Origin of the sequence: Neobacillus sp. NPDC058068, assembly GCF_042885335.1 — a bacterium.
Taxonomy (GTDB): domain Bacteria; phylum Bacillota; class Bacilli; order Bacillales; family Cytobacillaceae; genus Neobacillus.
This window is the reverse complement of sequence record NZ_JBHVSI010000001.1, coordinates 266203-286449: the sequence shown is the minus strand read 5'-3', so window position 1 is coordinate 286449 and position 20247 is coordinate 266203. Positions and strand designations below refer to the sequence as shown.

General features: G+C 42.9%; 21 protein-coding genes. All 21 read right to left on the bottom strand.

All coding sequences use genetic code 11. The annotated features are described in order from the left end of the window. Window positions 1-16: 16 nt before the first annotated feature. Window positions 17-2263, bottom strand: coding sequence for an AAA domain-containing protein (locus tag ACFVSW_RS01325; RefSeq protein WP_387311318.1), 2247 nt, complete (start codon window positions 2261-2263; stop codon window positions 17-19). A 116-nt stretch (window positions 2264-2379) separates the two neighbouring features. Beyond that, complete coding sequence (locus ACFVSW_RS01320; protein ID WP_387311316.1) at window positions 2380-2580, bottom strand: helix-turn-helix domain-containing protein; 201 nt, start codon at window positions 2578-2580, stop codon at window positions 2380-2382. A 168-nt stretch (window positions 2581-2748) separates the two neighbouring features. Next, window positions 2749-3396, bottom strand: coding sequence for a deoxyribose-phosphate aldolase (gene deoC / locus ACFVSW_RS01315; RefSeq protein WP_387311656.1), 648 nt, complete (start codon window positions 3394-3396; stop codon window positions 2749-2751). A 175-nt stretch (window positions 3397-3571) separates the two neighbouring features. Beyond that, window positions 3572-3835, bottom strand: coding sequence for a EutN/CcmL family microcompartment protein (locus ACFVSW_RS01310; protein WP_387311314.1), 264 nt, complete (start codon window positions 3833-3835; stop codon window positions 3572-3574). After that, complete coding sequence (locus ACFVSW_RS01305; protein WP_024028003.1) at window positions 3835-4110, bottom strand: BMC domain-containing protein; 276 nt, start codon at window positions 4108-4110, stop codon at window positions 3835-3837. The genes ACFVSW_RS01310 and ACFVSW_RS01305 overlap by 1 nt, the downstream gene beginning before the upstream one ends. 3 nt (window positions 4111-4113) lie before the next feature. Further along, window positions 4114-4398 (bottom strand): EutN/CcmL family microcompartment protein, encoded by a 285-nt coding sequence (locus ACFVSW_RS01300; protein ID WP_387311311.1) that lies wholly within the window; start codon window positions 4396-4398, stop codon window positions 4114-4116. 15 nt (window positions 4399-4413) lie between these two features. Continuing rightward, window positions 4414-4869 carry a ribose 5-phosphate isomerase B gene (gene rpiB / locus ACFVSW_RS01295; RefSeq protein WP_387311310.1) on the bottom strand — a complete coding sequence of 152 codons (456 nt, stop codon included), beginning with the start codon at window positions 4867-4869 and terminating at the stop codon, window positions 4414-4416. Beyond that, window positions 4866-5705, bottom strand: a complete 840-nt coding sequence (gene tpiA, locus ACFVSW_RS01290; RefSeq protein ID WP_387311308.1) for a triose-phosphate isomerase — start codon at window positions 5703-5705, stop codon at window positions 4866-4868. Before tpiA ends, rpiB begins: the two co-directional genes overlap by 4 nt. An 11-nt stretch (window positions 5706-5716) precedes the next feature. After that, complete coding sequence (locus ACFVSW_RS01285) at window positions 5717-5995, bottom strand: BMC domain-containing protein (protein WP_024028007.1); 279 nt, start codon at window positions 5993-5995, stop codon at window positions 5717-5719. A 103-nt stretch (window positions 5996-6098) separates the two neighbouring features. Continuing rightward, window positions 6099-7526 carry an aldehyde dehydrogenase family protein gene (locus tag ACFVSW_RS01280; RefSeq protein WP_387311306.1) on the bottom strand — a complete coding sequence of 476 codons (1428 nt, stop codon included), beginning with the start codon at window positions 7524-7526 and terminating at the stop codon, window positions 6099-6101. Window positions 7527-7528: 2 nt separating this feature from the next. After that, entirely contained in the window at window positions 7529-7828 is a 300-nt protein-coding gene (locus ACFVSW_RS01275; RefSeq protein WP_387311304.1) for a EutN/CcmL family microcompartment protein, read from the bottom strand. Next, window positions 7825-8571: a hypothetical protein gene (locus ACFVSW_RS01270; RefSeq protein WP_387311302.1), complete on the bottom strand. Its 747-nt coding sequence runs from the start codon at window positions 8569-8571 to the stop codon at window positions 7825-7827. The genes ACFVSW_RS01275 and ACFVSW_RS01270 overlap by 4 nt, the downstream gene beginning before the upstream one ends. 5 nt (window positions 8572-8576) lie before the next feature. After that, window positions 8577-9236 (bottom strand): phosphate propanoyltransferase, encoded by a 660-nt coding sequence (gene pduL / locus ACFVSW_RS01265; protein WP_387311300.1) that lies wholly within the window; start codon window positions 9234-9236, stop codon window positions 8577-8579. Beyond that, window positions 9229-10191 (bottom strand): DNA-binding transcriptional repressor DeoR, encoded by a 963-nt coding sequence (locus tag ACFVSW_RS01260; RefSeq protein ID WP_387311298.1) that lies wholly within the window; start codon window positions 10189-10191, stop codon window positions 9229-9231. The genes pduL and ACFVSW_RS01260 overlap by 8 nt, the downstream gene beginning before the upstream one ends. A gap of 330 nt (window positions 10192-10521) precedes the next feature. After that, window positions 10522-11877 (bottom strand): aspartate aminotransferase family protein, encoded by a 1356-nt coding sequence (locus tag ACFVSW_RS01255; RefSeq protein WP_387311296.1) that lies wholly within the window; start codon window positions 11875-11877, stop codon window positions 10522-10524. A 181-nt stretch (window positions 11878-12058) separates the two neighbouring features. Continuing rightward, the gene (locus tag ACFVSW_RS01250) at window positions 12059-13525 is read right to left on the bottom strand and encodes a CoA-acylating methylmalonate-semialdehyde dehydrogenase (protein WP_387311294.1); all 1467 of its coding nucleotides are present in this window, start codon (window positions 13523-13525) and stop codon (window positions 12059-12061) included. 177 nt (window positions 13526-13702) lie between these two features. Continuing rightward, window positions 13703-15319, bottom strand: a complete 1617-nt coding sequence (locus ACFVSW_RS01245) for a PucR family transcriptional regulator (RefSeq protein WP_387311292.1) — start codon at window positions 15317-15319, stop codon at window positions 13703-13705. 78 nt (window positions 15320-15397) lie between these two features. Then, a complete protein-coding gene (locus ACFVSW_RS01240; protein ID WP_387311290.1) occupies window positions 15398-15616 on the bottom strand; it encodes a hypothetical protein in 219 nt (72 codons plus the stop codon). A 51-nt stretch (window positions 15617-15667) separates the two neighbouring features. Then, window positions 15668-17086 (bottom strand): dihydropyrimidinase, encoded by a 1419-nt coding sequence (hydA, locus tag ACFVSW_RS01235; RefSeq protein WP_387311288.1) that lies wholly within the window; start codon window positions 17084-17086, stop codon window positions 15668-15670. 21 nt (window positions 17087-17107) lie between these two features. Beyond that, entirely contained in the window at window positions 17108-18394 is a 1287-nt protein-coding gene (preA, locus tag ACFVSW_RS01230) for an NAD-dependent dihydropyrimidine dehydrogenase subunit PreA (protein ID WP_387311286.1), read from the bottom strand. A gap of 22 nt (window positions 18395-18416) precedes the next feature. Next, window positions 18417-19769: an NAD(P)-dependent oxidoreductase gene (locus ACFVSW_RS01225; RefSeq protein WP_387311654.1), complete on the bottom strand. Its 1353-nt coding sequence runs from the start codon at window positions 19767-19769 to the stop codon at window positions 18417-18419. Between the last annotated feature and the right edge of the window lie 478 nt (window positions 19770-20247).

Here is a 20247-nt window from a genome sequence, read left to right as displayed (position 1 = left end):
TGAAAACTCGAAATTCCTACTCTATCATTAAAAATTGACCTAAAAAATGCTCTGAAACTTTTTCCGAATCAAGTCTTGCAGCGATAAATGGCGGTTGAATACTTCTTGCTCCTTCTATCGGCAATCCCAGCCAGAGCAGCCGCCGATCGATGATAATGAATGGAAACGATAAGTTTTCATTCAGCCTATTATCTGGCTGAAGCTCAATCCATTCTTCCCCGGAAATCACTGTTAATTTTACGAGTTTTCCCCGATTGTTTAACTTCTCCTTCCATTGCAGCAAAAGTGCAGTTTGCGATGGTAAAGAGATGACAATCGATGATCTTGCCCCCGCTATATCCTGGAACACTTTTTCAAGCTTCATAGCATGCATCCAATGCAATCTTGGATGCTGATTCTTAATCCACGTCCCGATTTCTCTCGTTCTAACAGTTTGCCGATGCTTCTCTTGGTGTTCTACTAGTTGTCTAAGTGTTTTGTCATGATAAACACGCTTACGAATATATGATAGATTGCTGACATGAATAAACTTTCCTTTTGTCCTCGTTATTGCGACATTAATCAATCGTTCGCTATCTTTACCAGTTAAAAGCATACCGGCACGTTCTTGCGGCTCTCCATCGACGGTATCAAAAACCATGACATCGCGCTCACTGCCTTGGAATCTATGGACTGTCGCCGCAATAATATCGGCTGTTAAGCGTTCGTTTTCATATAAATCATCGAGTAACAGCTCCATCAAATTAGCTTGGGCACGGTAAGGTGTCACATAGCCAATCGATCTTACCCCAGCCAAGTACGATTCATGGATGATTTGAAACGACAATAACACCTGCCAAAGATTCATTCTCGACTTCGACGTCCGTTCAGTCATACAATGGGCACCAGTATTGCTTGTATCTACAAGAATTGACGCCCGGCCGGAAAACGGTGCTTTTTCAACAATTTCATTTCTGCTCTTTAGAACACTTTTATGATCACCCACAAGCTTATTGTAGACGAACTGATTAGTGAAGGCGGAGATATCCGGATGCATTCTTCGTTGTTCTTTTAATAAAAATAAATGCGGATGCAGCTTACCGTCATTTACCCAATCAACGACACCTGCCCGGTGAAAAATATCCTCCTTCAGCCACATCGTGACCAAAGAATCTCTTGAGGAGGCAATTGGCGGTAATTGTTTAAAGTCACCGCAAATAATAACGCGTTTCCCAAGCGTTGCGGCGAAAGCAGCCTGCGGCACATAAGCCATGCTTGCTTCATCAAGGATCACAACATCAAATTCCTTTTCATAGATTGCGGGGTCGCTCGCTGCTTTAGCCAGCGTTGATCCGACAACAAACGCATCCTTCACAAACTGGATTTCCTTTTGGCGAATTTTTTCGAGGACTCTGGCAATTTTCGTCTCAAGCTCCAACAAATGATTCGTGTCTCGTTTACTAAAAGACCGGGCTAAATCCTGCTTTAGCTTCCGTCTTTCGTCTAATAAAATTTCCTTGTCCTTCGCGAGATGGGGTTCTTGTTTCTCTAATAACTGAATAGTAGTAATCGCTTCATGATTTGCGAGCTGCTCTCCCGTATTAGAGCTATAGCGAAGAACATCCCCTTCACGGAAGCGGTCTTTCTTATTAATGAAGGTAGAAATTTCGGCTATTAAGACATCAACCGCTTGGTTACTGTGCGATAAAATCAGGACCCGCTTTTCTTGAAAATATTTATTTGCCGCCGTGCGCGCCAATGTGTAGGTTTTACCTGTTCCAGGCGGCCCCCACACAAAGGTAACTGGATTGTATTTTGAACGCAAAACTAATTCGTGAACATTGCTTTTTATTTTTTCAACTGGATGCTTTGCCGGCATCGAAGGATCCATTAATTTTTTTACCCGTAACCGTTTTTGTTTATTTTTTCTGATTTCATCTAGTCGTTGGATGAGTTGTTCAAGCAGTTCCCATGGATCGTGAACCAGAAATGCCTCGGGGATTAAGTCTCCGTATGATTTCTCGAGGTCCAGCATCACGCCTTTGCCTTCTGATGAGAGCACGCGTCCACTTTGTTTCATGCTTCCCCATTCAAGACGAATCGAAGATCCAACGGGAATTCGTAATGAATAGACGGTATCAAAATAATAGGTAAACGAACCTTCACTTGATAATAATCTTCCATTTGAAACAATAAATTTGTTGCTTCCGAATTTTTTTAAATGAGATATTTCATTTTGCAGTGCCTGCTGCCATTCTTTTATGTATGTAACTGTACCTGTCATTCATCTCTTCCTCTTATAAAAGCTTCAGCCAATTTTTCTACTGTGCCTATCATAGCATTTTAAGTTGAAAATAAAAAAGCACACGTTCCAAAAAGGAACGAATGCTATTGTTTAAATTAAATAGATACATCTCCAATTGAGAAGCTGCAGTTCAACGCTTCCGAAATCTTGGCTAAGGTTGAAATCTGTACATCCAGCTCGCCATCCTCAATTGCTGCGATTGTTTCAGTGTGCAGTCCTGATAAAGACGCTAATTTTTCTATTTCCATTTCACGGTTTAATCTAATTTTCTTTAGTTGATGTCCAATATTGTTCATTCGAAACACCCCTCATATATGTAAGCGATTACATTAAGTTTATTTCATTATAGTAAAATATCTAAAAATTTTCAATACTTTTTAGATTAAGAGGAAGGAGTTTTTCATAGGGCAGCAACAGCCAGATGAAAAACTCCAAAACTCAACTTGAACATTTCAACTTAAAAATTAATACCCAGTACCTTGTCCGCCAGTAATAATCGCAATACTGGAGCTTGCACCAATTCTTGTGGCACCAGCTTGAATCAGCTTTCTAGCGGTATCTAAATCTCTTACACAGGCGGAAGCTTTCACGCCTAAATCTGGACCAACTGCATCGCGCATGAGCTTGATATCTTCAGCCGTTGCACAGCCTGGACCAAAACCAGTAGAAGTTTTCACAAAGTCTGCGCCAGCCATCTTAGCAAGAATACATGCCTTTTTCTTCTCTTCGATTTCAAGAAGACCCGTTTCAATGATTACTTTTACAGGAGCATGACCTTTTGCCGCTAATACAACACCTTCAATGTCCTTTTTCACGGTTTCGAAGTCGCCTGATTTAAGCGCACCGATGTTAATGACCATATCGATTTCCGTCGCGCCATTTGCAATCGCATCGCGGGTTTCGGCGGTTTTTACAAACGTGCTTGTTGCCCCTAATGGGAAGCCGACAACCGTGGTAACGCCGACACCAGAACCTTTAAGTTCCTTCGCAGCTGTAGACACCCAATATGGATTAACACAAACAGTGGCAAATTTATGTTCCTTCGCTTCTTCACAAAGCTTCACGATTTGGTCTTTGGATGCTTCCGGCTTTAATAACGTATGATCAATCATCCGCGCAACGGATGGACCAGTAATAATATTGGACGCAGAACCTTCTTTATAGGTCACGTTCCCGGAAACAGCTGGCTTCGCTTCCTTCAACGCTTGTTTATTTGTTAATTGTTCCATAATTTGATTCGTAATTTGTTCAACTAATGCTTCAATTTGCACCCTTGTTCACCTCACATTAATGTAGTCGATCAACGATTCCGGCAATGACCGCATCGAAAGAGCCTTTCGGGTCTTCTAGGATGTCCCGTGCCGATCCACCTTCTTCAAGAATTAGAACATAGTCGCCAACACCTGCTTGAAAGCGGTCAAAGGCAATCATTGCGTCACCACATTCATTGCCTTTTGCATCAACAGGGATGACAACCATCAGTTTTTTATTCTGATGACTCGGTGTTTTAATCGTTGATACGACATTCCCAACCACTTTTGCTAGTTTCATTATTTTGCTGCAGGTAGAATCTTCTCGATATCTGAGTGTGGTCTTGGGATAACATGAACGGATAAAAACTCGCCAACACGCTGCGCTGCATCAGCTCCTGCCTCCGTTGCTGCTTTTACGGCACCAACATCACCGCGTACCATTACCGTAACCAAGCCGCCGCCAACATTCACTTTTCCGAGTAGTGTCACGTTTGCTGCTTTCGTCATGGCATCTGCTGCTTCAATTGCTCCTACTAAACCTTTTGTTTCAATCATTCCTAATGCGTTGCTCATTTATTATTCCTCCATTCGTTTCGTCACGTTATAATAGTCGATAATTCCGAGAATCCCAGCATCTGATGGAACCAAATCCTTGTTAAGCGGCAGAGAAGACTCTCTGCTTTTTGCTAAGTAAACGAGGTCCCCTTCTCCTGACTGTCCAATCGTATCGATAGCCACAAGTGGTTTGCCTTTTTCTTTCAACCCGTCATCGACTGGTTGGACAATCAAAAGCTTTAAACCTTTTAAATTGTCATTTTTATGAGTACAAACCATATTGCCAATCACTTTGGCTACAAACATTGAAAAAACCTGCCTTTACCGGTGTAAAAACCGGCTTTCGATTTCCATAATTTTTGTCACACGACGGTCATGACGGCCGCCGGCAAATTCGGTTTCCAGCCATGTCTTTACTAATTGCTTGGCTAATCCCTCGCCAATAAATTGCCCGCCAATCGATAGCACATTGGCGTTATTATGCTCTTTGCTGTTAATAACAGAGGATAAATCCCAGCAGACTGCGCCGCGGACTCCAGGTATCTTATTCAAGACCATCCCGCTGCCAATGCCGACACCATCAATCATGATGCCCACATAGTCAGCATTTGTCGCAACCGTTTCACCTACTAAAAAGGCAATATCGGGATAATCTACGGATTCGTTGGCCTTACAGCCAAAATCTAAATATTCATAGCCTAATTCAGTTAAATAGACTTTTAAGGTTTCTTTTAGTTCGTATCCACCATGGTCGCAACCTATCGCAACTTTTTTCATGAATTTTGTTCTCCTTTGGCAAATACCTTGATCATTCCATCAAAAGACTTAGCCTTCAAGCTGGCGCCGCCAACGAGCACGCCGTCGATATCCGGCATCTTGCTATATTCGGCTGCATTGCTTTCATTTGCCGAACCGCCATATAGGATCGAGATACTCTCTGCTTTTTCACCGAAAATTTGTTTCAAAACAGAACGGACATAGGCGTGTGTTTGCTGCGCTAATTCAGCAGTAGCTGACTGCCCAGTTCCAATCGCCCAAACAGGCTCATAAGCAATGATAAATTGACTGGAATCAATCTTATTCAAGGCACCGAAAAGCTGACTAGCTAAAACCTCTTCGGTCTGTAATGCGTTTTTTTGTTCTAACGTCTCTCCGATGCAAATAATCGGAGTAAGACCAGCCGTAATCGACTGTTTTACTTTCATATTGACCAATGAATCATCTTCACCGGCATATTGTCTTCTTTCGGAATGGCCAATAATGACGTATTCACAGCCGACATCCTTCAACATCTCAGTCGATGTTTCTCCGGTGTAGGCACCTTTGTCTGCCCAATGGACATTTTGCCCGCCTAAGTGAACCGGCTTTCCTGATTGTTTAATAAAAAGATGGGCCGGATAAAGCAGCTGTGCCGGCGGGCAAACGACCACAGTAACATCATTGCTGCTGTTGATTTCTTGAAAAAATTCAGCTGTTTCTGCCAGCGTTTTGTTCATTTTCCAATTGGCAATCACATATGTCTGCCGATCTCCCTGGAGTTGCAGACCACCTAAAGTTTGGCCAATGACATCTCTGACAAGATTTTTGATATAGCTTTCAATGGATTGTTCCATTTGAATTCACCTTATTCTGCTTTCGGTAAAATACCTTCTACATCGCCGTTTGGACGTGGAATTACGTGTACAGAAAGAAGTGTCCCAACGCGCTGTGCCGCATCTGCACCTGCTTCTGTTGCTGCTTTAACGGCACCAACATCCCCACGTACCATAACCGTAACAAGACCGGCACCCACTAATTCTCTGCCTACTAAGGTAACATTTGCCGCTTTCACCATTGCATCTGCTGCCTCAATTGCTGCTACCAAACCTTTTGTTTCGATCATTCCTAATGCTTCTTGACTCATTTTATTTCCTCCTTTAGTAATTTCTAATTTTGGTGTTGTCGCTTTTTCTTCTTGTGAAGTGACGGTTTTTTCTTCTTTAGACTTTGCCAATTAACACACCCCACTAAATAATTCTAAATCCATCTACTAAAACGCAGCGGCGCTGGCGTGTAAATGTTTTCGCACTTGTTAAGCCTTCACCAGTCGGACCAGCAATTGTAAGTGTTGTGAAGCCTTCACTTTCAAAGCCAAGACCAGCAACAGATGGCCCATTTTTCACAAAAATAGTCGCTTGGATTTCTTGTGCCATCTTTGTTAAGTTGGTGATGTTTTGCGAGTGCATGATCGCCGTATGACGATTTCCTTTTTCAGCAATGACGGCCAATTCAATCGCTTTATCCACATCGGTAACTCTAACGATTGGTAAAATAGGCATTAACATTTCTGTCATCACCAATGGGTGATCCTTTGTTGTTTCAGCAATGATTAACTTCACATTCGGACTTGCATGAATGCCGGCTGCCTGCAAAATCACCGCTGCATCCTTGCCGATAAAGTCTCTGTTCGGATAATACTTATCGTTTTTCTTCACTAATACCTTTTCCAATAATTTTTCAAATTGGAAGCCTTTCAGCTCGATTGCTCCGTTTTTGACCATTTCTGCCTTTAAAGCGTTTGCAGCCTTGTCAACAACGAAGACTTCTTTTTCAGCGGTACATAATACATTGTTATCAAAGCTTGCACCTTGGACAATGTGAGCCGCCGCTTGTGAAATGATCGCTGTTTCATCCACGACTACTGGTGGATTACCAGGACCTGCGGCAATTACTTTTTTACCAACAGCCATCGCTGCTTTGACAACTGGTCCGCCGCCTGTGACAACCAAGGCATTTACTTTAGGATGGTTCATCACTTGTGCCGAGGTTTCAAGATTCGGTGCAGCTACAGAGGTAAGGGCGTTTTCAGGTCCGCCTGCAGCGACAATCGCTTGGTTTAGCAGCTTTAATGTTTTCAGCGACACCCGTTTGGCGCTTGGGTGCGGGTTGTAAACCACGGTATTCCCGGCGGCAATTAGCGAAATCGAGTTATTGATAACGGTCGCTGCCGGATTTGTTGATGGTGTTATCGAGCCAAATACACCGATGGGGGCATATTCTACAAGTGTTAATCCATCATCACCGGAATAGGATGTACTGACTAAATCTTCGACTCCTGGTGTTTTGTTGGCAGCTAAAAGGATTTTAGCCACCTTGTCCTCCACACGCCCTAAGCCGGTTTCGTCAACGGCGAGCTGTGCCAGCTCATTCGCTTGAGCGCGGCTGACTTCTCTCATGTTATCAATCATTTGTCTTCTCGCGGCCAATGGGAGTTTGCGCAGTTTTTCCCAAGCAAGTCTTGCTGCTGCTGCCGCTTCGTCGACTGTTGCGAACACGCCGTCGCCTAAGCTGACATCATTTTGTGGTGCAATAGGAGCATCGGCTGCTTCAGTCTGGCCTAATTGCTTTAGCACCTGTTCAACCATTTTTTTGATATCGGTTTCATTTATTTGCAATGCTAGTTACCTCCTTTTTTAAAGGTTAAGGACCCTTGTATCTCAATCTGATCGACAATTCCCACGATTGCCGCATCAGCAGGCACACCGTTTGTAATTTCTGTTTGTCGTGCAGAACTTCCGCTGACGAGTAAAACGACTTCACCGACACCTGCTCCAACTGTATCGATTGCCACGAGTGGTTTTCCGTCTTCTTCGATACTTCTCATATCAAGTGGTTGTACAATCAGAAGTTTCTTCCCTTTTAATTTCTCTGCTTTAGTGGTAGATACAATCGATCCAACCACTTTACAAATGATCATAGCGTCCCTCCTTTCGAGGAATCGTTCTGCTTAATTTTAATCTTTAATTCTCTCGCCAAGTCCTTTGCCGAAGGTGTCACCTTACTCCTTGCTGGAACTACTATTTCTCGTAATCCATCGCGATCCGCTTTTTCTACATGTCTCGCTAGAATGAGAGCTTGTTTTTCTTGGAAGGCAGTGTACTGTTCTTCAACCGTTTGTGAAAGCTTCTTTAATGGCACCCATTTCACGTCATCTGTTTGAATCTGCCTAATGTATGACTGCAGGCGTTCCTGGACAGTATGCGGCGCATAGATTTGCTGATACACATTCGGTTCAACATAATCGTTTACGATGACAATGGGCTTACCAACTAATTGGTATTGAATCGCTAACCACACCGCTAATTCATCATCGATTGTTAAGGCAAGCTTCGATACCAATTGATAGGATGCTGAAGGAACAACAAGAACGGCTGATTTTTCCATTAAGACAAGCAATTCTTGCTGTGAAGTCTCTTCTAATAAAACATATGACTTTCCGCTCAACTTAGTCGTTGCTTGGAGCCAATCCTTTGATAAAATTAACGTCACCTCGTAAGAATTCAACAACGGGGTAACCGCTTCCAAGATTTCCGTTGGATTAGGAGATTGATAGCCTAAAAGTATAGCAATCGGTTGTCCTTTTTTCCCTTGCGACTTTTCCTTTAAGTAGGCTTCGACAACTTGCTGGACGAGCATTTTAACCTGTGATTTAACATCCACCAGCATTACTCCCCACTCACTTTATTTCGACCTTCAATGGCGACAATTTCTCCAAGTTGTCCATTTTTGATATTTGCAGCATTTGCCTCATCAAGGTCAATATGCATCTCAAGCTTGTATTTTGGTGAAACACGAATCAATACATTGGAGAAAATAACCCCGCGTGCTCCATCAACTTTCACTTGAACAAGGTCTCCATCCGAAACAGCAAACGCTTCGGCGTCTACAGTGTGCATATGAATGTGGCGTGCGGCACAGATCAGCCCTTCTTTAATGGTGATTTGCCCGCGCGGACCTTGGATTGTGATCGATTCTGAGCCTTTAATTTCTCCGGAGTTACGAATCGGCGGTTTCACACCAAGCGTAAAGCCGTCGAATAGAGACACTTCCACTTGCGTACTGCCTCTTGCGGGCCCAAGGACACGAACATTTTGAATCTTACCCTTTGGACCAATTAAGCTAACGGTTTCCTTTGCTGCGAATTGGTTCGGCTGGGATAAACTTTTAAGCTTCGTTAGTTGATAGCCCTTTCCAAACAGACGCTCAACATGTTCAGGGGATAAATGAATATGCCGGTTTGAAGCCGCAATCGGAACTTGCTTAGCTGGTTGAAGCGTATCTTTGACAATCTTTTCGACTAGTTCTCGAATACTCTCTTTATCCATTAACGTTATCACCCCCCATTTCGAGTAAAGCCTTGGCCGTATACTGATCGGTAATCAGTACATTTGCGTGCCGGCCATTCAGAGCACCATAAATCCCATCCACTTTCGTGTTACCGCCTGCAATCAGGATGCCGTAATCTTTTCCGGCCAAGTGCGAGAGTTCAATGCCAATCGTACGGTCATTTAAAGCTTCATGGCTTATCTTCCCGTCGATATCAATAAACCTGGAGCAGATATCACCAACCGTTTGATTTAATCGTAAAATCTCGATATCACTTTCTAAAAAGTAACCCGCGTGCATGAGTGTCGATTGTTCGCCAGGTTCCCCTACCGTGAAAATCGCGATATTTGCCTGTTTGCCTAACTCTAATAATCGTTTCACATGCCTGTCAGCCACAATCGCCTGCTTGACGACGATATGGTCTACCACCGCCGGAACCGGCAAGAAATGTGGTGTCGTATTGAAAGCATTAGCAAGACCGTTGATGATTTCAGATGCATATGTGTTCGACTCAGAGTAACTCACCCCGCCATTAAGCTGAACAATCGTAATATCCTTTACATTCTTAGGCTGTAGTTTTTTCACGAGTTGATAAAGGGTTGTTCCCCAAGTAATTCCAATGGTGTCGCCGTTTTGAACAATTTCATATAAATAATCGGCAGAAACGTCTCCCAGTTTCTCTTTGATGAGTTCATCCTCATACTCTGGAATCGAAGCAACAATACAATGCTTTAACTGGAATTTCTTCTTCACTTGCATTGCCAATTCCTGAACGTCTTCAGCCGGATTAATTATTTTAATATGGACAACACCCTCTTGGATAGCTTGATCCAGAAGTCTGGATACGGTGGGGCGGGAAATACCTAATTTTTTCGCAATTTCCTGTTGACTGTAGTCTAATTGATAGTATAATTTCGCTACTTCAACAAGGCGCGAAATTCTTTCATCCGCCATTGTATCCTCACCTAATTTTTAAAGTTATTAAAATCGGAAACTCGAAGAAAACGATTACAAACTATTGTAAAAAGAAACATTGCATTTTTTCACGAAAGCAGTTTGTGTGAAATTATGTAAAACTTACGTGAACAATTGCTAAGTTTATTATAACTCATTCAAATGTTCTGTCAATTGTTACTTCGAAAAATTTCGACATTTTTTCACACGAATTCGCGAAAAGAACCCCATTCTATTAAATTATTATATTGTGAATTTATGTCCTAAAATGAAAAAAAAGAACACTCGTAATTTACAATTTGTAAGTTACGAGCGCTCTTCCCTAGCGAATTATCGAATTTTATCCAGTGATTCCGTAAGTGTATTGACGATAAAATGAAGGTCCTTTTGTTCAATGTTTAGCGGCGGTGCTAATGTCAACACATTATTGTATCCCGCAACTGTTGCGCCGTTTTTCCCGATGATAATCCCTTCCTGTTTACAATTTGCAATTACTTGATTAACAAGGGCTACATCCAACGGTTCCTTTGTGCCCTTATCCTTCACTAATTCAATCCCCACAAGTAATCCTCTACCACGGACATTTCCGACATATGGGTGGTCCTGTAACAGGTTCGTTAGATCATTCAGTAATTGTTCCCCTAAATCTCTGGAGCGGTCAAATAAGTTTTCTTTTTCCATAATCTCGAGATTCTTTAACGCAAGTGCACAGGCTGCGGGATTGCCGCCAAACGTATTTACGTGACGGAAGTAATCATACTCCTCTGTCCCTTTAAACGCTTCATAAATATCCTTGCGTACTGCTGTCGCCGAAAGCGGCAGATAGGCACTGGTAATTCCCTTTGCCATCGTAATAATATCCGGCTTCACCCCGTAGTTCATAAAGCCAAATGGTTTTCCGGTCCGCCCAAAACCGCAAATGACTTCATCGACGATAAGTAGTGCGCCATGTTTCTCACAAACCTCTTTTGCTGCTTTCATATAGCCGTCCGGCGGAACTAGAACACCGCCTCCAGTGATAATCGGTTCCATAATCATCGCAGCAACCGTTTCACTGAGCTCCCAGGTCATCGTCCGGTCAATTTCTTTGACGGAAGATAATTCCCTTGGGTCAGCGACGTTTGTATCATCGCGGTAAGAATCCGGAGGTGACACATGGATAAACCCTGGTGATAACGGCTCATATTTATATTTTCGTTGTGCCTGCCCGGTTGCGGCTAAAGCTCCCATTGAGTTACCGTGGTAGGACCGGTAGCGGGAGACGATTTTATAACGGTTATGTTCGCCCTTTTGTTGATGGTATTGCCTGACGATTTTAAAAGCAGTTTCGTTTGCCTCTGAACCGCTGTTCGAGAAAAAGATGACATAATCATCGCCAAGCATTTCATTTAATTTTTCCGCTAGTTTAATAGCCGGAACATGGCTTTGCGATAGTGGAAAATAGGCCATTTCCTTTAATTGTTCATAGGCGGCTTCTGCAAGCTCAGTCCGTCCGTAGCCGACATTCACGCACCATAGACCTGCCATTGCATCTAAGTAGCGCTTTCCGTCAGCATCGGTTACCCAGGACCCTTCCGCCTTTGTTGCCACAATTGTGGCATTTGGATTATAAGGTTTCATCGAATGCCAGACATACTTATCATCCTGTTCCAATAATGTTTCGTGGGGACGGCTTGTTTGAACCATATCCCTCTTCCCTCCTTCAGTTAATAGGTGCATGAACCATATTTATGTGAATTTTAATACTGTCTAGCTGCAGCGCCTAGGGGCTCGGGGTCATAAGCCAATCCGTCAAGAAGGCTAAAAAGCAGCCTTCTAGCCGGCTCGTCTTATGCCTGTCGCCCCTGGGCAAGGCGCTTCCGCTTTTCTATGCATCGAATCTAGAAGTGATCATTTTCTTGCGAGTATAGAAATTCAACCCGTCTTTACCGTTAACGTGTAAATCACCGTAGAAGGAATCCTTCCAGCCGGAGAATGGGAAGAAGGCCATTGTTGCCGGAACGCCGACGTTGATCCCCAACATGCCGGCATCTGCTTCTTCACGGAACTGGCGAACCGCTTTTGCGTTATTTGTATAAATGGTCGCTCCGTTTCCGTACCTCGATTTACGGATAAATTCTAACCCCTCATCTAAATTATTCGCGCGAAGCAGACTTAAGACCGGAGCAAAAATTTCGTCTTTAGCAATTGTCATCTCCGGAGTAACATGATCAAATATCGTTGGTCCGAGGAAATTTCCTTCGGGAAGGTCTTCCATTTCCCTGCGTCCATCCCTGATCAAATCTGCCCCTTCCTCTACTCCTTTTTCTATATAGCTTAATGCCCTTTCGCGGTGCTCCCTGCGGATGACAGGAGTTAATAATACTTCGTCATCCATGCCGTTCCCAATAATTAATTCATCTGCCTTTTTCTTCAACGCTTCAACAAATGGCTCATTATCGCCGACAACGACAACGGCACTGCAGGCCATACAGCGCTGACCGGCACTGCCAAATGTGGAACTTAACACATGCTGAACAGCCTTATCCATATCAGCATCAGGCATGACAATATGGTGGTTTTTCGCTCCAGAAAGAGCTTGAACCCGTTTGCCTTCAGCAGCTGCACGCTGATAAACATACTTAGCCACCGCCTGCGAGCCGACAAAGGAAATCGCAGCAATATCCTTATGCTCGAGTAAGCCGTTGACGACATCATGGGCACCGTGAACGACATTTAAGACACCATTTGGTGCTCCAGCTTCTGTGAATAACTCTGCTAAGCGATTAGCTAAAATCGGAGTGCGCTCAGATGGCTTTAACACAAAGGTATTTCCACATGCCACAGCGAGCGGGAACATCCATAACGGTACCATCATCGGAAAGTTGAACGGGGTAATCCCGCCGACGACCCCCAGCGGATACCGGAACATTTCCGAATCGATGTCCTCGGCAATTCCTGACAGTGTTTCACCCATCATTAATGTTGGTGTGCCCGATGCGAATTCAACACACTCAATCCCGCGCTGCACCTCCCCATACGCTTCCTTGTAAGCCTTTCCATTTTCCTCAACAATTAACTTTGCCAAAGCTTCATGGTTTTCAGTTAACAGATAATGATATTTGAAGAGGATTCTTGCACGCTTCGGAACCGGGACGTTTTTCCATTTTTTAAACGCTTCTTTTGCTGCGGCAACAGCAAGATCGACGTCCTCTTTGGATGATACCGGAACCTTTGTTAACAGTTCATTCGTTGCCGGATTCGGTACATCAAGTGTTTGATTGCTGTTCGAATTCACCCATTCACCGTTAATAAAGTTTTTTAAAACAGCTGTATCATTTTTTGTAACGCTCATACTGAAACCTCCTTATTTTTGAAAAAATAATCGATTGAATTTTCCAACAATAAAACGTTGATACCATCATTATCTCGTATCGATAGACGGCTTTCATTAGACAATCCGTAAAATAACTTGAAGCATTTCTGCGACAAATTGAATATTCATTTAACATTTTGCTTATACCGAGACGATTTACAAGGCTTGATTTGCTTTCTTAAACTGTGAAGCCGACAGATAATCATGAACCAAAAGCATAAATTCAATGGCCACCCGTTTTTCATGCTCCATAAAGTCTTCTCCCAACAGGTTTTCGAGTTTATGCAGACGATGGTATAATGTTTGTCTGACGATAAATAACTTGTTCGAGGTTTCTTGCTTCGACCCATTACACTCCAAATAGGCTTTTAACGTTTCTAACAGTTTGCCATTGTATTGTTGATCATATTGAATGACGGGATGTAAGTATTCAGAGGCTAGTTCATGTAAATCAGTGTGTTTGCTCATTTGCGAAATCAGCCGATATAAATGCAGATCTTCATAAAAATGATAAATTTGTTTGTTCGTCATTTTTTGTTGAATCCGCAGCGTTTCTTTTGCTGTTTGATAGCTCTTATGTACCTCACTCAGTGATTGAATAAACTTACCTGCCGCAATGATCAGCTTTGCCGATGTTTGCTGGCGGATAAATTCTGAGTCTTGGATCGATTCAATCGCCTTTTTAATCCGTTCCTTTAGATTTTTTTTCGTTCGATTATTTAACAGTATAAAGGTAATCTCATTTCTTTTTTCGACGAAAAAGACAGCAAAGCCATTCTGTTCAAAAACAGAGCGAAATAATAATTTGAAGTAGGTAACATCCTTACTTGATTTTTCCTTAACAGGAATCTGTTTTGTGATTAATACCGCAACATCACTGGTCTTTGGTTTGATTCCATTTTCAACCAGGTATTCGTGAATGTCTTCAAGTGAATGCTCGCCGTCAAGCCAGCCGTGCAGCCACTCAAACTCTTCGACGCGCTTTTTTTCCTCCACATACAAATCTCTTAATAAATGCTGGGCTAACGCGGTTGCCGTTCGATCTAAAATCAACGAATCATATTCGCTGATGGGAATATCCTTTGAATAGACAACCAATTCGGCATATTCCTGGCCAAACAAAAAAATCGGCGCTGAGGCGATATGATCATAAGGCTGCGTTTTTGCCTCCTGAAGCTTAGCGATAATTGAAATTTGTTCTTGGCGATTAATTTCAGGTACGAATTCATACTCCTGGTTTTTCAAACGGAAAATGATTTGCACATCCAATGCTGAGAAAATAAATTGAAGAATATCCTCATATGTTTCAATGGTAAGAAGTCGTTTATTTAAGCTCTGCGAATAATTCTCTAAGTCAGAAATCTTCTGGTATTGCTGGTTAATGATGACGGAATGGATGTCTTGCGTGATTTCAACAAACGGCACTTCTTTTTGAAAAATAATAATCGGAAATTGCACATCATTAGCAATATCAATGACCTCTGAAGGAACCCCAGACATGTATGTCCCCATCTCAAGGCATAACCCTGCCGCATTGTTATCAATAAATTCCTTCACCATCGAGACAAATAAATTCACATTATCCTTCCAAGCCACCCCTGTTGACAAAATAAGCTCGTTCCCATTCAATAGGTTGCGAATACTTGTTACCTCGACAACATGAACCCATTTAACGGTTCGATGGATGCCCTCCTCACCTGCAATAACGATTGAGTTTTCAAAGTGCTTTCGTTTCAAAATATCTGCGGTCGTTAATTGAAAATGTTCTTTCATCTGATTAGCACTCCTTGAAAAATAAGACATGAACTTGGAAAAAGATTGGTTTTTCAACCAACCCCTTTCCCATTTCAATCAATTTTTTGGCTGATTCTGACTAATTAATAGACTGGAAAAATATTTTCTTCCGTTCGCAGTTCCAATTTGTAAGGTTTCTGTGACATTTCCATTAGGATGTAAAAAATCAACAGAAGCCCCATTTAAATGTTCTCTTACACCGTAAATTTGGCAGCCTTTTTGGATAAGAAAATCAATCTTGTCACGTTCATCGAGAAATTGTTGATAGTCTGACATCGTATCCCCATCCTAATCTGAGTTAATATATATAGGCAAGATGATATTTTTTTAGATTGATAAGGTTTCATTTTGGTTAACAGGTGTCGTTGTGCGATATTTCGCTCGCTTCAAATATTGACCGGCACCCGGCTTCCCGACAAATTGCTTGTCACGGACGACATATTCACCGCGTACTAACACAGAAACAGGTTCGCCGGTGACCTCCATGCCTTCAAACGCATTGTAATCGACCGCCATATGGTGAGTCTCAGCAGACAGGACCCGTTCGACATTCGGATCAAAAATCACAAGGTCGGCATCAGCACCAACAGCAATGGTTCCTTTTTGCGGGTACAGCCCAAAGAGTTTAGCCGCTCTTGTCGAGGTTAGGTCAACAAACTGGTTCAGACTGATCCGTCCTTTCTTTACTCCCTCCGAAAATATAATCGCTAAACGGTCTTCAATAATCGGACCGCCATTCGGGATTTTCGTAAAATCATCCCTGCCTAAATCCTTTTGCCCGTTAAAATCAAACGAGCATTGATCGGAGCCGATTGTTTGCAGCTGACCGCTCTTTAACGCATTCCAGAGGGCTTCCTGGTTCCACTTTTCACGGAGCGGCGGCGACCACACGTATTTGGCTCCTTCGAAATTCGGCTTTTCTAAATAGCTTTGATCAAGGACCAGATATTGCGGACAGGTTTCGCCCCAGACATCGAAGCCCTTGCTGCGCGCCTCGGCAATTTTTTCAGCCGCATCGGCACAGGAAACATGAACCACATATAGCTGCGAATTGGCGAGCCCGGTAAACCTGGCGGCACGGCCCGTTGCTTCCCCCTCTAATTCCGGCGGTCTTGTTAACGCATGATAAATCGGTTCTGTATTCCCTTCATCGAGTGCTTTCTTTGTTAGATAATCAATGACATCCCCATTCTCGGCATGGACCATAACCAAGGCTCCAAGGTCTTTTGCGGTGACAAGCGTCTTGAACAAGGTTTCATCGTCTGCCTGGAAGACATTTTTGTAAGCCATAAACACCTTAAACGAAGAAATTCCTTCTTCATTTATGACTTGTGGCAGTTCATTTAGAACATTCTCGTTGATTTCCGAAATCATTAAGTGGAAGCCATAATCAATCACGGCTTTGTCCTTTGATTTATCATGCCAGGTTTGAATCGCATTTTTTAGCGGCTCGCCTTTATTCGTTAAGCAAAAGTCAATGACCGTCGTCGTGCCCCCGAAGGCAGCAGCCATTGTTCCCGATTCAAAATCATCCTTTGTGACTGTGCCGCCGAAGGGCATATCTAAATGGGTGTGCGGGTCAATTCCTCCTGGAAAAACAAGACAGCCTTTGGCATCAATAACCTCCGCGCCAATTGCCGAGAGATTCGAACCAATTTGCGTAATTTTTCCATCTTCGATTAATAGTTCTGCTTGAAAAGTGTCAGATGCGGTGACAATCGTCCCATTTTTAATGATTTTTTTCATATAATGAATCCTCCTAATCTATTATTTGGCAACGTCTGCTTTACACTCGACTGCGACACTTAAGGCCGTTTGCCGTTCATTCCAGGTCATTGGCGCCAGCTCTCTTGGTGCTTCAATCATGTCGATTGCTCCATCAACCGGGCATACAATTGAACATAAATTACAACCAACACAGTCTTCTTCTCTAACTTTCAGATAGCTTTTTCCATTCGCATCTGTAAGCATATCAATGCATTGATGAGAGGTATCCTCACAGGCAATATGGCATTTATTGCAATTGATACATACATCCGGATTGATTTTTGCGACAATGTTGTAGTTCAAGTCCAAGTTACCCCAATCGGAGTATTTTGGAACAGATTTCCCGATAATATCGGAAACGGCAACAATCCCTTTACTGTCTAGGTAGTTATTAAGGCCTTCTATCATATCTTCAACAATGCGGAAGCCATGGTGCATCGCAGCCGTACAGACTTGGACACCCGTTGCCCCCATCAGCATAAATTCAACCGCATCCCGCCAATTGGAAATACCGCCAATTCCAGAAATAGGTACATTGATATGCGGGTGCCTTGCACATTCAGCAACCATATTTAAGGCAATCGGCTTAACTGCAGGTCCGCAATAACCACCGTGCGCCCCTTTTCCGGCGACATGTGGGATCGTATTCCATGAATCAAGATCCACTCCCATTAGGCTATTAATGGTATTGATCATACTAATAGCATCGGCACCGCCATTGCAAGCTGCTTCAGCAGTAGCGGTTATATCGGTAATATTAGGCGTTAATTTAACAATGACAGGAGTTTTCGCTACTTCTTTCGCCCAATAGGTCTGACGTTCAACAAGAGCTGGAACCTGCCCAGAGGCAGAACCCATTCCGCGCTCGGCCATACCGTGCGGACAGCCGAAGTTTAATTCGAGCCCATCAACCCCGACATCTTCAACGCGCTTGACGATTTCATGCCATTTTTCCTGCTTTGGTTCGACCATTAACGAAGCGATAATCGCATGGTTTGGGAATTTCTTTTTTGTTTCATAGATCTCCTTTAAATTGACATCTAATGGACGATCTGTAATCAGCTCAATATTATTGAAGCCAGCGACTCTTTGACCGTTAAAACTGATTGCGGCAAATCTTGAAGTAACATTTAGGATTGGGTCGCCAAGTGTTTTCCAAACCGCTCCTCCCCAGCCGGCCTCAAAGGCTCTTTGAACCTGATACCCCGAATTGGTTGGAGGTGCTGATGCCAGCCAGAATGGATTAGGAGATTTTATTCCTGCAAGGTTTATACGTAAATCAGCCATTATTTTTCCTCCTTATGATCGATTAAGCTGTTCCCACAGCGGTAAATTGCTTGTGAATCGCGTAGGCCACATCTTTGCCCTGTTGTGCAGCCGTGACGACCATGGCATCGCCTTTTCCTTTGCCAAAAATGACGTCGCCGCAGGCAAATATTTGCGGATTCGATGTTTGCAGTGTTTCTTTATCGACCTTTACGACCCCGCCTTCATGTGTTAGACCAAACTGCTCAATCAAATCCAAGTATCTTGATTGTCCAATTGCTTTGACAACAGCATCTACCGGTAGGACATGCTCCGACCCTTCAATTGCTGCAGGTCTGCGGCGGCCATCCGGTTCAGGTTCACCTAGTTCCATCTGGATACATTCAATGCCGGTGACCATTCCATTTTCGTCACCAATAATCCTTGTTGGTGCGGTTAACCAACGGAATTCGACGCCATCCTGTTTAGCAAATTCGTATTCAAAGTCATATGCCGTCATTTCCTCTTCAGTTCTTCGGTAGAGGATTTTAACGTTTTCGGCACCTAAGCGGACCGAACAGGTGGCTCCGTCAATCGCGGTATTTCCGGCACCGATGACGACAACACGCTTGCCGCGAAAGTCATTGGACAGCTCTCCGTCCTTTGTTGCCTTGACAAATTCAATCGCATCAAAGACTCCATCTAGATTCTCGCCTTCAATGCCAAGGTTTGGCACATGGGCCATTCCAATTGCTAATACAACCTTGTCGAAATTCTCAGTTATTTCAGCAACGGAAATATCCCTGCCGACCATTGTGTTCGTTCTGATTTTGACATTCATTTTTTCAACTTGCTCTACTTCCCAGAAGGAAATCTTCTGTGGCAATCGGAAGGAAACGATGCCATACGTATTTAATCCGCCAGCTTTCTCGGCTCCTTCAAATATTGTTACGTTATAGCCCAATCTCGCCAGTTCACGAGCTGCAGATAATCCAGCAGGACCGCCGCCAATAATGGCAACAGTTTGTCCAATTGATTTACCAGGTTGAAATAGGGTTTGTTCATTTTGAATGGCCCAATCTGTCGCATATCTTTGCAGATTGCCAATCATAATTGGTTTTGTTGAATGATTGAGGACACATGCTCCTTCACAGAGTTCTTCTGTTGGACAAACCCTGGAACAGCTTGCGCCGACTGGGTTCGAAGACATAATCGTTTTTGCGGATCCAAGAAAATTCCCTGAGGCAATTTTCTTAATAAAGGTTGGAATATCAATACCTGTTGGACAGGCTTTAATACATGGGGCATCATAACAATAGAGGCAGCGATTGGATTCTTCCACCGCTTCTTGGTTTGTCAGTCCTGGTTCCACCTCTTGAAAGTTTCTTTCAAGATTTGAAAGGGAAATTCGTTGCATTTTTTCAATCGCCAATGCGAAACCCTCCTTTTAATCAATGGTTTATTAACCAATTAATATTTTAAAGATGAAAGCGCTTAAATAATTATCCACCTCTGGTTTCGGAAATAACTCCACTCCCCTCAGGTTCATTTATGTAGTTTGCAGAATATTCTGCAGCTTATCTTCATTTTACAGACCGACTGTTGGCATTTCACCTGACAACTAGTTAAATAATACAGCCGTTTCATTATCCACTATGTAAAATGGTTTCCTTTCTTAAAAAAGGCCTTCTAGTTTATTATTCTGAATTCTCTACCAATTTACCATATAAAAAGTAAGGATATTGTAAAAAAAACTCGAAATCTATCTTTCTTTCTTTTTATCGAAAAAATTCTTTATGCTCTAAACATCATTAGTTCTAACTGAAAAAAAGTTTTCCATCGAAATTTTTTTAAGAAAGTTTTCGACATTCATCAAGAATTTTGTCGAATCGTCA